Consider the following 13596-nt stretch of genomic DNA (forward strand, 5'->3'; position numbering starts at 1 on the left):
GGGCCCGGGTGCGGACCCGCTCGTTTCGGAGAATAGTCGACCTTCCGCCGAAGGCTCCTGTCGATCGGTGGTGCCCGGCGCCCGGCGGCCGGCCGTCCTCGCCGCGGTGAGCACGGTCCACTCCAGGTCAGCGGGGCGCGTGCGGCCGGGGCAGATGGTCGAAGCCATGCGCGGGACTCCCTACTCCATGCTCTGTTCCTGACGTCCTGACACTCGCTGCAACAGAGCGGAGCGCCGTGTCATTCCCGCAGGGACCGGAGCCAGGCACGGACCGCGTCTGTGATCGTTGTCACGGTCTGCTCCTCGGTGATACCCGATCGCTTGGGGACGGCGAAGCCGTGGTCGGCGGCCGGGACCTCGGTCAGCCCGTACGGGCCGTCGGGGAACTCCGGCGGCTTGCCGAAGGAGTCGGCCGCGCCCTGGACGACCAGTGTGGGCAGGGCGGTGCCGAGGAGTTCGGCGGCGCGGGAGCGCTCGGGGCGGCCGGGCGGGTGGAGCGGGAAGGAGAGGGCGAGCACGGCGACGGCGCCCAGCTCGCGGCCGGTGCGACAGGCGACGCGGGCCCCGGCGCTGCGTCCGCCCGCGATCACGGGGAGACCGGGGCGCAGCAGGGCGGGCCACAGTCCGCGCCAGGCGGTGTCGAGCGTGGCGGGGGCGGCGGCGACCTTCTTGCCCGCGACCCGCCAGGGCTGCTCCACCAGGGCGACGGTGACGCCGTCGGCGGGGAGTGTGCGGGCGATGCCGAGGAGGTCGCGGGTCGCGGTGCCGCCGCCCGCGCCGTGGCCGAGCGCGAGGACGAGCCGGGGGCGGGCGGCGGGGTACCAGGCGATCCGGGCGGTGCCGGGGGGACCGGTGTCGACGGTCTCGGTGCCGCCGGGGCTCCCGGGGCCCTGGGGTGCGGTGTCTGTTCCGTGTGGGGTCACGGGGCCATCCTGCCTCCGGCCGGGCCACCCGTCAGAAGAGCGTGCCTTCCTCCGGCCCCTCCAGTTCCGTCAGCAGCTCGGGTCCGTTGTTGCGGACGTTGCTGACCGCCGTCGTCACCGCGTACGCCCGCATCAGCCCCTCCGGCGGCGGCTCCAGCAGCGGGCGCAGCCGTTCGACGTCCGTCCGCGCCGGGTCGAGCCAGGCGTCCCAGCGGTCGGGGGTGAGCATGAGCGGCATCCGGGGGTGGATGTCGGCCAGTGTGTGCGGCCCCTCCGCCGGGGCCACCCCGAGCGGCCCCTGCTCCGCCTCGGTGGTCAGCACGGTGCACGTGGCCCACCAGGCCCTGGGGTGCCCGTCCGGCAGGGTCCGGTCCCGCCAGAACTCGTACAGACCCGCCATCGCGAGGACCGAGCCGTCCGCCGGGGTGACGAAGTACGGCTGCTTCCGGGGCCGCTTCCGCCGGCCCTGTTCCTCCAGCTCCCGTTCGCCGCCTCCGGTCACCCACTCGTAATAGCCGTCGGCGGGCAGGATGCACCGCCGGGCCGCGAACGGGCCGCGGAACGAGGGCTTCTCGTGGACGGTCTCGGAGCGGGCGTTGATCATCCGGGCCGCTCCCTCCGGGGTCTTCGCCCAGGACGGGACGAGCCCCCAGCGCAGTCTGCGGAGCTGGCGAACCGGACGACGGTCCTCCGCGTCTTTCAGAGGGCGTTCCAGAATCGCGTAGACCTCCTTGGTGGGGGCCACGTTCCAGTCCGGTGCCAGGGTCTCCTCGCCGAAGTCGGAGCCGAAGCTCCGCACATCGAAGAGTCCCGCCAGGTCCTCGGGCCCACGACTGGCCGCATACCGTCCGCACATGAGTGCCACACTGCCACTCCCGCCCGTCCCGTAAGGAGCCGCCCCAGAAATGGAAAGCATCTATTCCGCTTTCATCGGCGCAGGACCGGACGGCCCGTCCCGCACCGCCGCCGACGGAACGGGCCCCGTGTCCCTTCTCGGCAGCGCCTCCCCGGGCGGACTGTGGGACCGGCTCTCCGGTACCCAGCCGATGCCGGAGACCTGGCTGATCGTCGCGACGGCGCTGCTCGCGCTCGCCCTCGTCCTGCCCCGGCCGGTGTGGCGGGTGACCCGGAACGCCGTCACCGTCGCCCACGAGGGCGGCCACGGTCTGGTCGCCCTGCTCACCGGGCGCAGCCTGGAGGGCATACGGCTGCACTCCGACACCAGCGGGCTGACGGTGAGCCGGGGCAGGCCGACCGGCCTCGGCATGATCCTCACCGCGGCGGCCGGTTACACCGCCCCACCGCTGCTCGGCCTCGGCGGCGCCTGGCTGCTCGCGGCGGACCGGATCACCCTGCTGCTGTGGGCGGCCACCGCCCTGCTGCTCGCCCTCCTGGTGATGGTCCGCAACGCGTACGGGGCGCTCGTGGTGGTCCTCACCGGTGCGGCCTTCCTGCTCGTCTCCTGGCTGGCGACGGCACAGACGCAGGCCGCCTTCGCGTACACCGCCGTCTGGTTCCTGCTGCTGGGCGGGGTGCGCCCGGCCTTCGAGCTCCAGTCCAAGCGGCGGCACGGCGGCGCTCCCGACTCGGACGCCGACCAGCTCTCCCGGCTCACCGGGGTCCCTGTGGGGCTCTGGTTCCTCTTCTTCCACACGGTCTCGCTCTGCTCGCTGATCGGCGGCGGGCGATGGCTGCTCGCACCCTGGCTCGCCGAGCTGGGGTGAGCCCCCGCACGATCACGCGGCACCGCACCGCGGCACGCGGCACCTCGCAGCACGCCGCACCGCAGCACCTCGTAGCACGCCCTGTCGCACCGCACGGTCCCACCACACCGTCGCACCGCACGACCGGGTCCCGGCCGGCCGGAGCCGGTGACGCACCGTATCCGCCCCTACCACTCAACGATTACGCCCCGGTTTCGGCGTATTTGATCAAGATCGCGGCCTCCGGCGAGCCACTAAAGTAAGGCCCATGACCGAAGCTCCCGCGCACCCCGCCCTCTGGCCCGCCCCCTCCGCGAGCGGAGCCGTCGACGCGACGGTGACCGTGCCCGGGTCGAAGTCGGTCACCAACCGCGCCCTGGTGCTGGCCGCCCTCGCCGCCGAGCCCGGCTGGCTGCGCCGCCCCCTGCGCTCCCGCGACACCCTGCTGATGGCCCAGGCCCTGCGCGCCCTCGGCGTCGGCATCGAGGAAGGCGTGGGACCGGACGGCGAGGGCGAGTCCTGGCGGGTCATCCCCGCCGGTCTGCACGGCCCCGCCACCGTCGACGTCGGCAACGCGGGCACGGTGATGCGCTTCCTGCCGCCCGTCGCCACCCTGGCCGACGGCCCCGTCCGCTTCGACGGGGACCCCCGTTCCCATGAACGCCCCCTGCACGGAGTGATCGACGCCCTGCGCGCCCTCGGCGCCCGGATCGACGACGAGGGCCGCGGCGCCCTGCCCCTGACCGTGCACGGCAGCGGCGCCCTCGACGGCGGGCGGGTCGAGATAGACGCCTCCTCGTCCTCCCAGTTCGTCTCCGCGCTGCTGCTCTCCGGGCCCCGTTTCAACCAGGGGGTCGAGGTGCGCCACATTGGCGCCCGGCTGCCCTCGATGCCGCACATCCGGATGACCGTCGACATGCTGCGCGCGGTCGGCGCCCAGGTGGACGAGCCGGAGACCGGCGGCGAGCCCAACGTCTGGCGGGTCTCCCCCTCCGCCGTCCTCGGCCGGGACATCACCATCGAGCCCGACCTGTCGAACGCCCAGCCCTTCCTCGCCGCCGCGCTGGTCACCGGCGGCCGGGTCACCGTCCCCGACTGGCCCTTCACCACCACCCAGCCCGGTGACGCGCTGCGCACGATCTTCACCGGGATGGGCGGCTCCTGCGAGCTGACCGACCGGGGCCTGACCTTCACCGGCTCCGGCCGGGTCCGGGGCATCGACGTCGACCTGAGCGAGGTCGGCGAGCTGACCCCCGGCATCGCGGCGGTCGCGGCCCTCGCCGACTCCCCCTCCACCCTGCGCGGCGTCGCCCATCTGCGGCTCCACGAGACCGACCGGCTGGCGGCGCTCACCAAGGAGATCAACAACCTGGGCGGTGACGTCACCGAGACCGAGGACGGGCTGCACATCCGCCCCCGCCCGCTGCACGGCGGCGTCTTCCACACCTACGACGACCACCGGATGGCCACCGCCGGAGCGATCATCGGCCTCGCGGTCGAGGGCGTCGAGATCGAGAACGTGGCGACCACCGCCAAGACCCTCCCCGACTTCCCCCGGATGTGGACCACCATGCTCGGAGCGGAAAGCTGAACGGGAACTGACATGCGGCGCTACGGCAAGAACCCCGACGAGGACGACATCCGCGTCCGCCCCAACCGCAAGGGCAACCGGCCGCGGACCAGCATCCGCCCCAAACACGAGGACGCCTGTGAGGGCATGGTCCTCACCGTCGACCGCGGACGGCTCACCTGCCTCGTCGAGGACCGCGTCATCCTCGCGATGAAGGCGCGCGAACTGGGCCGCAAGGCCGCCGTCGTCGGCGACCGGGTCTGGCTCGTCGGCGATCTCTCCGGGGCGAAGGACACCCTGGCGCGGATCGTCCGCATCGGCGAGCGCTCCTCCGTGCTGCGCCGCACGGCGGACGACGACGACCCCTATGAGCGGGTCGTCGTCGCCAACGCCGACCAGCTCGCCATCGTCACCGCCCTCGCCGACCCCGAGCCGCGCCCCCGGCTCATCGACCGCTGTCTGGTGGCCGCGTACGACGGCGGACTCGACCCCCTGCTGGTGCTCACCAAGTCCGACCTGGCCCCGCCGGACGGACTGCTGGAGCGGTACGGGGCCCTCGGCGTCCCCTATGTCGTCACCACCCGGGACGAGTTCGTGGACGGGGTCGCGGCCGAACGGGTGCGGGAGCATCTGACCGGCCGCACCACGGCCTTCGTCGGCCACTCCGGGGTGGGCAAGACCACCCTGGTCAACGCGCTGGTCCCGGTGGACCGCCGCCGGACGACGGGCCATGTCAACGCCGTCACCGGGCGCGGGCGGCACACCACGACCTCGGCGCTCGCCCTGCCGCTCGCGGACCCGCAGGGCGGCTGGGTCATCGACACCCCCGGTGTGCGCTCCTTCGGCCTGAACCATGTGGACCCGTCCCGGGTGATCCACGCCTTCCCCGACCTCGAACCGGGCACGGCGGAGTGCCCGCGCGCGTGCAGCCACGACGAGCCGGACTGCGCGCTGGACGCGTGGGTCGCCGACGGCCACGCGGACCCGGCCCGGCTCCACTCGCTGCGGCGGCTGCTCGCCACCCGCGAACGCCACGAGGGCGACTGAGCCACGGGACGCACGCCACCCGCCCGCCCCCGTGCCGGGGCGGGCGGCACGGGGCGTCGCGGTACGGGACCGCGCGACGCGGGCGGGGCGGGCGGGGGAGTTCGGCGCATAGGGCGCGCGACGCGAAAATGGGTAATTCGCCCACAATTACCCGATAAAAAGCTCTTTGCGTGCCTACAATCGCCAGATCCGACAGAGCGGTCATCGACTGACGGGGAGGCACTGACCATGGCATGGCTGCTGGTGGTGATCGCGGGACTGCTGGAAACCGGCTTCGCCGTCTGTCTGAAGCTCTCCCACGGCTTCACCCGGCTCTGGCCGACCGTCGCCTTCGCCGCCTTCGCCCTGAGCAGCTTCGGACTGCTGACCCTCGCGCTGAAGAAGCTGGAGGTGGGACCGGCGTACGCGGTGTGGACCGGCATCGGGGCGGCGGGCACCGCCATCTACGGCATGGTCTTCCTCGGCGACCTGGTCTCCGGCCTCAAGATCGCCTCGATCACGCTGGTGATCATCGGGGTGATCGGACTTCAGCTCTCGGGCTCCGCGCACTGACCCCCCGGGGCCCCGACGGCCGAGGGCCCCACGGGCGTGGAACCCGGCGGGCGCCCATCCGCCGGCACGGACGGACCCGCGAACGCGGAAGGCGGTACGGGCCGGGGAGGCGGCGTGGGCCCGACCACCCGGCGCACCAGCGTCCCCACCCCGTCCGCCGCCGGGGCGATCACACAGGAGAGCGCGAGCCGCATCGCCAGCTCACAGCGGTCCGCCGAGTTGCGGGACCACTCCTCGACGTCCTGCCCGTACGGCCCGGGACCCTGGGACGCCGCCACCCCGTACGGACCCAGCACGGCGAGCGAACGGTCCCGCACGAGCGCCACCACCTCGGCCGGAGCGGGCAGCCCCGCGTCGGCCCGGCGCTGTGCGGGCACCCCGGCCGGAACCGTGCCCATGCGCACCGGCCGCGGCTCGGGCAGCCGTTCCCCCCAGCACCCCGTGAGCAGGGCCCGCAGCAGTGGACGGGTGCGCGCCTGGCCCACGGTCCACTCGGCGAGCGCCACCAGGGGGTCGACCGGACCGCTCACCTCGTCGAGCAGCCGGTCGACCCCCTGGAGATAGGCGTCGGCCTCGCGCCGCAGCAGCGCCCTGGCCAGTCCGTCCTTGCTGCCGAACTCGTTGTAGAGCGTCTGCCGCGACAGCCCCGCGGCGGCGGCGACATCCACCATCCGCACCCCTGACCAGGGCAGATGATGAAGCGCGGCCTGTGCGGCGTCGAGCAGGGACTCACGGGCCGTGGGCATCGCAGCCTCCCCTGACCGCATGGCTCAGGGGCCCCGATGCCCTCCGCCGTGCGGCGCTCCGCTCAGGTTTGACGGCCGCCCTCGCACTGTCAAGGCCCGTGGTCCGCCCCTGGCCGACCTGCCACCCCCGGCTCGCTAGAGTGACGGCCATGCCCGACTACGACGACGATCTCCGTCTCGCCCACGACCTCGCCGACGCCGCCGACACCGTCACCATGTCCCGCTTCCAGGCACTGGACCTCCAGGTCGAGACCAAGCCGGACATGACCCCGGTGAGCGAGGCCGACAAGGCGGCGGAGGAGGCGATCCGCGCCCGGCTGCTGCGCGACCGCCCCACGGACGCGATCCTCGGCGAGGAGTACGGCCTCGAAGGCTCGGGCCCCCGCCGCTGGGTGATCGACCCGATCGACGGGACCAAGAACTATGTCCGGGGCGTACCGGTCTGGGCGACGCTGATCTCGCTGATGGAGGAGGGCGAGAACGGCTTTCAGCCGGTGGTCGGCGTGGTCTCGGCCCCCGCGCTGGGGCGGCGCTGGTGGGCCGCGCAGGGCGGCGGCGCGTACACCCGGAGCTCCCTCACCCCCGGGCTCCGGGGCGCGCCCGGCCCGGCCACCCGGCTCGGGGTGTCCCGGGTCGGCACGCTCGCGGACGCGTCCTTCGCGTACTCCTCCCTGACCGGCTGGGAGGAGCAGGGCCGCCTCGCCGGTTTCCTCGAACTGACGCGCGCCTGCTGGCGCACCCGGGGATATGGCGACTTCTGGCCATACATGTTGGTGGCGGAGGGTTCCCTCGACCTCTGCGCGGAGCCCGAGCTGTCCCTGTGGGACATGGCCGCGCTCGTGGTGGTGGTGCAGGAGGCGGGCGGAGTCTTCACCGGCCTCGACGGTGTCCCGGGCCCGCACAGCGGCAATGCCGCCGCGTCCAACGGACTGCTCCACGAGGAGCTGCTCGGCCACCTCGGCCGACACTCCTGACCCACTGCCGACCGACACGATCCCGTCACGCACAGTGGCGGTTCCCCGTGTCAACGGGAACCGCCGCCTCCGGGCCCCTTGCCGCGACCGGCTCCGGCTGCGACGCTGAGAGCTCCCCCCACTTGTGAACTTGTGAATCGGTTCCCGAGGAACCGACACCAAGGAGGTGGCTCCATCCATGCTCGTCCGTGACGCCATGAGCACGATGGTCCTCACCATCGGACCCGCCCACACCCTGCGCCAGGCCGCACGGCTGATGGCCGCGCGCCGGGTCGGGGCCGCCGTCGTTCTCGACGGGGACAACGAGGGCGGCCCGGGAATTCTCACCGAGCGTGACATCCTCACCTCGGTGGGGGCGGGCCAGGACCCCGATCAGGAGACCGCGGGCGCCCACACCACCACCGATGTCGTCTACGCCGCTCCGTCCTGGACCCTGGACGAGGCGGCCGAGGCGATGTCGCACGGCGGCTTCCGCCATCTGATCGTGCTGGACGGCCACGGCCCCGTCGGCGTGGTCTCCGTCCGCGACATCATCCGCTGCTGGGTACCGGCCCGCGAGCGACAGGGCGCACTGGTCGGCTGAGCCCCGGCACCCACCGGGGTCACCGGGGTCACCGGGGTCACCGGCGGGAACGATAAAAAAGCGGTAAAGCGCGATAAAGAACGACAAAGGAGGGCCGGACCCCCCTGGACAGTGAATCCGGCCCTCCGTCTACGGCAAGCGCCCGTCAGCCGCGCAGGGCCTGGACCGCGGCCTCCAGCCGCTTGCCGAAGTCTCCGTCAGCCTGACGGAAGTTGTTGATCGCCCGCTCGGCGATGTCGTCGCGCGAGACCTTGGCGATGAAGCCGGACAGGTTCGCGATCAGACGGCCCTTCTCGTCCTCGGACATCAGCCGGTAGAGGTTGCCCGCCTGGACGAAGTCGTTGTCGTCGGTGTGGCTCGGGGCCACATGGTTGCCCGTGTCGCCCCCGACCGGGGACGCGTGCCACAGCGGCTTGTCCGTCTGGAACGGTCCGCCGAAGCTGTTGGGCTCGTAGTTCTTCGCGCCCTTGTGGCGACCGTCGTACAGGAAGCCGTCCCGGCTGTTGGTCCGTGCCTCGGTGGCGTGCGGACGGTTCACCGGCAGATGGTCGGCGTTGATGCCGACGCGGTAGCGGTGGGCGTCCCCATAGGCGAAGAGGCGCCCCTGGAGCATCTTGTCCGGCGAGGGGCCGATGCCCGGCACGAAGTGGGCGGGCGAGAAGATGGACTGCTCGACCTCCGCGAAGATGTTCTCCGGGTTCCGGTTCAGCTCCAGCCGGCCGATCTCGATCGGCGGGTAGTCCTCGTGCGGCCACACCTTGGTGAGGTCGAACGGGTTGAAGCGGTACGCCGCCGCCTCCGCCGCGGGCATGATCTGCACCTGCACGGTCCAGCTCGGGAAGTCGCCCCGCTCGATGGCCTCGCGCAGATCCCGCTGGTGGCTGTCCGGGTCCTCGCCCGCGAGCTTGTTGGCCTCGTCCTGGGTGAGGCTCTTGATGCCCTGGTCCGTCTTGAAGTGGTACTTCACCCAGAAGACCTCACCGGCGGCGTTGTTCCACTGGTAGGTGTGAGATCCGTAGCCGTTCATGTGACGGTACGAGGCGGGGATGCCGCGGTCGCCGAAGAGCCAGGTCACCTGGTGGGTCGACTCGGGGGACAGACCCCAGAAGTCCCAGACGTTGTCGGCCTCCTGGGAGCCCGAGTACGGGTCGCGCTTCTGGGTGTGGATGAAGTCGGGGAACTTGATGGCGTCCTTGATGAAGAACACCGGGGTGTTGTTGCCGACGAGGTCGTAGTTCCCCTCCTCGGTGTAGAACTTCAGCGCGAAGCCGCGGGGGTCGCGCACCGCGTCCGCCGCGCCCAGGTTCCCGGCCACCGTGGAGAAGCGGAGGAACGTCTCCGTCTCCTTGCCGACCTCGGACAGGAACGCCGCCCGGGTGTACCGCGTCACATCGGCGGTGACCGTGAAGGTGCCGTAGGCGCCCGCGCCCCGTGCGTGGACGACGCGCTCCGGGATGCGCTCGCGGTTGAAGTGCGCGAGCTTCTCCAGGAGGGACTGGTCCTGGACCAGCACCGGACCACCGACGCCCGCGGTCTCGCTGTTCTGGTTGTCGGCGACCGGCGCTCCGGCCTCCGTGGTGAGCGGTCCCTGCGTCACGTACGCCTCCATGATCGTGTGTCCTGGCCCTGGTGCCGATCCGATCCTACGATGGACTTTGTCTAAGTCAAGTGAACATCCAAAGTCACACCCGTTCGGGATCCCGGTCCCCCGCTGTTAGGCTGGTCCTATGAGTGACCTTCTGGAACGACTTCGCGGCCGCGGCTGGCGCATGACTGCCCAGAGGCGTGTCGTGGCCGAGGTCCTCGACGGTGAGCATGTGCATCTCACGGCCGACGAAGTGCACGCACGGGCGGTGGAGCGGCTGCCGGAGATCTCCCGCGCGACCGTCTACAACACCCTCGGCGAGCTGGTCACCCTCGGTGAGGTGCTGGAGGTCGCGACGGACCGCCGCGCCAAGCGCTACGACCCGAACGCGCACCGGCCCCACCACCATCTGGTCTGCGCCCACTGCGGCGCCATCCGCGATGTCCACCCCTCGGGCAATCCGCTGTCCGATCTGCCCGACTCCGAGCGGTTCGGCTTCACCGTCTCCCATGTCGAGGTGACCTACCGGGGCATCTGCCCCTCCTGCGCGAGCGCCTGAACCGCGAGCGGATCGACCCCGTCCTCACCATGGGCCCGGTGCCGCACAGCACCGGGCCTCCGCACGCTCGGCACACCTCGACTCCGGGGAGTCTTGCCGGACCCCGGCCCGGGAAACCCGGAAACCCAGGAAGCTCGGGCAGGCGGCCGAGGGAACGCGAAAACACCGAAGGCCCAGATCCTGAGATCTGGGCCTTCGGTTTCAGTAGCGGGGACAGGATTTGAACCTGCGACCTCTGGGTTATGAGCCCAGCGAGCTACCGAGCTGCTCCACCCCGCGTCGGTGAACACCACTTTACGGGACCCGACCGGCCGGTGCAAATCCGTTCCGGGGGGAGCCGGGGAACGGGACGGGGCCGGTCGGCGAGGCCGGTCGGAGCCGGGCCGGGCTGGCTGGGGCGGGCGGGACCGGGCCGGGGGCCGCTGGGCCGGGGCCGGACGCCGGGACGGCAGGCGCGGGGCCCGGGGCCCGTGACCTCGGCGGGCCCCGGCTCCACGGCGCGGGCACACCAACGCTGCGCCTCGGTCAGCTCACCCCGCCGCGCAGCGAGCAGCGCCAACCGCAGCGCCGCCCGACCATGACCGGCCCGGGCCGCACGACTCCACCAGAGCGCCGCCTCCCGTTCACTCCCCTCCCGAGCCAGCAACAACCCGAGATTGAACGCACCGTTACGACTGCCCGGGGTCAGGCCGTCAGCTCCTGGTGCAGCGCCTCACGGAGCCGGGCCGCGCGCTCGGCGACCTCGGCGGGCCCCAGCTCCACAGCGCGAGCACACCAACGCTGCGCCTCGGTCAGCTCACCCCGCCGCGCAGCGAGCAGCGCCAACCGCAGCGCCGCCCGACCATGACCGGCCCGGGCCGCACGACTCCACCAGAGCGCCGCCTCCCGTTCACTCCCCTCCCGAGCCAGCAACAACCCGAGATTGAACGCACCGTTACGACTGCCCGCCTCCGCCGCCTCGCGGTACCAGCGGGCCGCCCCGGTCATGTCGCCGCGGGCGGCGGCGAGCATCCCCACCCGTACCTGGGCGCGGCGGTGCCCCTGCTCGGCGGCGCGCTCGTACCACTCCTCGCACTCGGTCTTCTCGCCCATGGGCTCGCCGAGCACCTGCGGCCCGGGCGGCGGCTGACGGGAGTCCAGCAGGGTGGCGAGCCGGAAGGCCGCCTCCGCGCTGCCGCCCCCCGCCGCGCAGCGCAGATGGCGTTCCGCCGCCTGCTCGTCGCCGTCGCGCAGCCGGGCGATGCCCACCTGGAGCGCGGCCTCGGTGTGGCCGCCGGCCGCCGCCCGCTCGTACCACATCAGCGCGGCGCGGTCGTCGTCCCGGCCGACGTGGAGGATGCCGAGGTTGAAGGCGGCGTCCACGCTTCCGGCCTCGGCCGCCTTGGAGAACCACGGCTCCGCCCCGGTCGCGTCACCGGCCTGGAGCAGCAGCACCGCGAGCGCGTTGGCGGCCTCCCGGTGTCCGGCGTAGGCGGCGTGGCGGTACCACTGCTCGGCCTGCTGTGTCCGGTCCTGCGCGGCGCACAGCAGCCCGAGGTTGTACGCGCCGTTCACATCTCCCGCGGTCATGGCGGCCCGGTACCAGCGCTCCGCCGTCTGCGGCTCGCCCCGGGCCGCGTGCAGCGCCCCCAGGGCGTTGGCCGCGTTGCCGTCGCCCTCCTGGGCCGCGCGCAGCCACCAGACGGCGGCGCTCTCCTCGTCCCCGGCGTCGCGCAGCAGAAAGGCGAGCGCACAGGCGGCACGGGTCTCGCCGTCCTTGGCGGAGCTGAGGTACCAGCGGCCGGCCTCCTTGAGGTCGCCGCGCTTCTCCAGGATGGCGCCGAGGTGCAGCGCGGCGCGGCGGTGGCCGCGCGCGGCGGCCTGCCGGTACCACTGGGCCGCCTCGTCGAGGGTCGGGAGCCGCAGGTTCGTCGCGCTGTCGGCGGTCCCGCCGCCGGTGTGTGCCGCACCGCCGGGTCCGGCGGGCCTCGCCCCCGCCCCGGTACGGGGTGTGCCGCCGTCGGCACCCGCGGCACCGGTACGGGGTGCCTCCCCGCCGGAACGGGGCCCTTTCCCGGTCGGCGGGACGTGCGGCGCGGTCCCGGTGGCCGGAGTGTGCGGCGCGGCGGGCGCGCGGGTGCACGTGCGGGGGGCGGTCCCGGCGGTGTCCGCGCGCCCCCGGACCGGCGGCGCGGGGGCGAACCCGTCCCGCCCCGCGCCGAAGTCCCCGATGCGGTGCCGTGTCCCCGAGTGGGGTCCGGTGTCGCGGTGCCCGCCGGGGCGCTCCTCGTCCGCCGCCCGCAGCTCCAGCATCCGGGCGAGCCGGTAGGCGGCCTCGCGGTGGCCCTGCTCGGCCGCGGCACGCAGCCACCGCTCCGCGCCCACGTCGCTGCGGTGCTCCAGCAGATCGGCGAGGGCGTAGGCGCCCAGCGCGTGGCCCTGCTCGGCGGACTGGCGGAGCCAGTACTCGGCGCCCGGTTCGTCGCCGCGCTCCCGGAAGTGGCGCCCCAGGGCGTGGGCCGCGGCGGCCGACCCGGCGACGGCGGCGACGCGCCACCAGCCGGCCGCTTCCTCGGCGTAGCCGCGCTGATGGAGCAGGACGCCCAGATTGTTGGCGGCGGCGCGGTCCCCGCCCGCGGTGGCGCCCCGCAGCGGGGGCTCGGCGCCGTCCAGGTCGCCCCGGCGCAGCAGCAGCGCGCCGAGCGCGCTCATGGCGGCGATGTCCCCGGAGGCGGCGGAGCGCCGGTACCGCTCCTCGGAGCCCGCGGCTTCCACGGCGTCGACGCCGACGATCTCACTGCGGTCGCGGGCACCGGTGTCCGCGGTGCTCCGGATGTCCGCGGCGGCCGGGGCTCCCCCTCCGGCGTCCCGCGCGGTTCTCGTGATTCCCGTGCCTCTCCCGGGCCCCGTCACGGAGTCCTGGCGCACGGCGGCCGCGGCGGTCGTGACGGTGCCGTCCTGCGCAGGCGGGACCGGTCCCGCTGCGCTCCCGGCATGTCGCTGCACAAACCGCCCTGTCTCCAACAGAGTTGCCCTGTCCCCCATATATTCCATCGTCGCACCACCTGCAACCCGCTCACACCCGGTATACCGCAACCGGGAAGGTCACTTCAGCGTTTTGTCGACATGCCCACAGAGAGATAAGCCAAACGCCCTACCCGTGTCACGTTCCGCGCCGTGCCCCCGTTCACCGCCGCCACCCACCCGTACACACGGAGAGGGCCCGGAATCCTCAAAGGAATCCGGGCCCTCTTCGAAAGCAGTAGCGGGGACAGGATTTGAACCTGCGACCTCTGGGTTATGAGCCCAGCGAGCTACCGAGCTGCTCCACCCCGCGTCGTTGTGTCCCCACACTATCACGACGCGGGATGTTGC

The 13596-nt window shown here is 73.0% G+C and carries 12 protein-coding genes and 2 tRNA genes; 7 read left to right on the forward strand and 7 right to left on the reverse strand.

The features are described 5' to 3' along the window. Positions 1-239 precede the first annotated feature (239 nt). Both CRV15_RS08095 and CRV15_RS08100 read right to left on the reverse strand, forming a co-directional pair. Positions 240-923: an alpha/beta hydrolase family protein gene (locus CRV15_RS08095; RefSeq protein WP_003953956.1), complete on the reverse strand. Its 684-nt coding sequence runs from the start codon at positions 921-923 to the stop codon at positions 240-242. A gap of 31 nt (positions 924-954) precedes the next feature. Next, positions 955-1779, reverse strand: a complete 825-nt coding sequence (locus CRV15_RS08100; RefSeq protein ID WP_003953955.1) for an SOS response-associated peptidase — start codon at positions 1777-1779, stop codon at positions 955-957. Between the two features lie 190 nt (positions 1780-1969). Here CRV15_RS08100 and CRV15_RS08105 point away from each other — a divergent pair, with 190 nt between their 5' ends. From CRV15_RS08105 to CRV15_RS08120, 4 genes are all read left to right on the forward strand, one after another. Next, positions 1970-2647, forward strand: coding sequence for a M50 family metallopeptidase (locus tag CRV15_RS08105; protein ID WP_044955067.1), 678 nt, complete (start codon positions 1970-1972; stop codon positions 2645-2647). A 247-nt stretch (positions 2648-2894) separates the two neighbouring features. After that, a complete protein-coding gene (aroA, locus tag CRV15_RS08110) occupies positions 2895-4217 on the forward strand; it encodes a 3-phosphoshikimate 1-carboxyvinyltransferase (RefSeq protein WP_003953952.1) in 1323 nt (440 codons plus the stop codon). Between the two features lie 12 nt (positions 4218-4229). Beyond that, a complete protein-coding gene (gene rsgA / locus CRV15_RS08115; RefSeq protein ID WP_003953951.1) occupies positions 4230-5243 on the forward strand; it encodes a ribosome small subunit-dependent GTPase A in 1014 nt (337 codons plus the stop codon). A 228-nt stretch (positions 5244-5471) separates the two neighbouring features. After that, complete coding sequence (locus tag CRV15_RS08120) at positions 5472-5795, forward strand: DMT family transporter (RefSeq protein ID WP_003953950.1); 324 nt, start codon at positions 5472-5474, stop codon at positions 5793-5795. On the opposite strand, the gene CRV15_RS08125 is transcribed toward CRV15_RS08120, so the two are convergent. Then, complete coding sequence (locus CRV15_RS08125; protein WP_009997485.1) at positions 5771-6541, reverse strand: TetR/AcrR family transcriptional regulator; 771 nt, start codon at positions 6539-6541, stop codon at positions 5771-5773. The two genes, CRV15_RS08120 and CRV15_RS08125, sit on opposite strands and share 25 nt — an antisense overlap. Positions 6542-6690: 149 nt before the next feature. On the opposite strand from CRV15_RS08125, the gene hisN reads away from it, so the two are divergent. Next, the gene (gene hisN / locus CRV15_RS08130; protein WP_003953946.1) at positions 6691-7515 is read left to right on the forward strand and encodes a histidinol-phosphatase; all 825 of its coding nucleotides are present in this window, start codon (positions 6691-6693) and stop codon (positions 7513-7515) included. A gap of 178 nt (positions 7516-7693) precedes the next feature. Continuing rightward, the gene (locus CRV15_RS08135; RefSeq protein WP_003953945.1) at positions 7694-8098 is read left to right on the forward strand and encodes a CBS domain-containing protein; all 405 of its coding nucleotides are present in this window, start codon (positions 7694-7696) and stop codon (positions 8096-8098) included. A gap of 145 nt (positions 8099-8243) precedes the next feature. Here the strand turns inward: CRV15_RS08135 and CRV15_RS08140 are convergent, their stop codons facing one another. Continuing rightward, on the reverse strand, positions 8244-9695 hold the full coding sequence (locus CRV15_RS08140) for a catalase (RefSeq protein ID WP_003953944.1): 1452 nt from the start codon (positions 9693-9695) through the stop codon (positions 8244-8246). A 130-nt stretch (positions 9696-9825) separates the two neighbouring features. Between CRV15_RS08140 and CRV15_RS08145 the strand changes: the two genes are divergently transcribed. Continuing rightward, positions 9826-10242 (forward strand): Fur family transcriptional regulator, encoded by a 417-nt coding sequence (locus CRV15_RS08145; protein WP_003953943.1) that lies wholly within the window; start codon positions 9826-9828, stop codon positions 10240-10242. A gap of 205 nt (positions 10243-10447) precedes the next feature. On the opposite strand, the gene CRV15_RS08150 is transcribed toward CRV15_RS08145, so the two are convergent. The 3 genes from CRV15_RS08150 to CRV15_RS08160 form a co-directional block, all read right to left on the reverse strand. Further along, positions 10448-10521 (reverse strand) — tRNA-Met (locus CRV15_RS08150). Positions 10522-10926: 405 nt separating this feature from the next. Further along, entirely contained in the window at positions 10927-13275 is a 2349-nt protein-coding gene (locus CRV15_RS08155; protein ID WP_003961751.1) for a tetratricopeptide repeat protein, read from the reverse strand. 209 nt (positions 13276-13484) lie between these two features. Then, positions 13485-13558, reverse strand: a tRNA-Met gene (locus CRV15_RS08160). Between the last annotated feature and the right edge of the window lie 38 nt (positions 13559-13596).

This window comes from Streptomyces clavuligerus (assembly GCF_005519465.1).
Taxonomy (GTDB): Bacteria; Actinomycetota; Actinomycetes; order Streptomycetales; family Streptomycetaceae; genus Streptomyces; species Streptomyces clavuligerus.